Annotated in this window: 1 pseudogene; it reads right to left on the reverse strand. The window is 48.2% G+C overall.

Features of this window, described 5'->3' with window-relative positions:
* Positions 1-368, reverse strand: a pseudogene (locus tag ACYP03_RS24665) (cache domain-containing protein); the annotation flags it as partial.
* Positions 369-371 lie beyond the last annotated feature (3 nt).

The following is a 371-nucleotide window of genomic DNA, read 5'->3' on the forward strand; positions in this document are numbered from 1 at the left end:
GGGGCGGTGATACTGCGGCCAATCACCTTGGCCAGAACCAGCATCAGGATCAATGAAGCGGCCAGAATGAGCCCAAGACGCTGTAACTCAGAGTAAAACAGCGCTTTAACATCATCTACATAAATGCCTGACCCTAAAATCCATCCCCAGGGTGCAAATCCTTTCACATAGGAAATTTTATCAACAGGATCTGAATGGCCTGGTTTTTCCCACTGTTAATCCACAAAGCCCTGGCTTTGCTGCCTGACAATATCTGCCATGCTGACAAACAGTGTGTGGCCGAGCGGATCTTCAAACCGGGACAGATCTTTACCGTCCAGTTCGGGTTTGAACGGATGCATCACCATTTTGGGATGGTTATCGTTAATCCA

This window comes from Photobacterium sp. R1 (assembly GCF_054600795.1).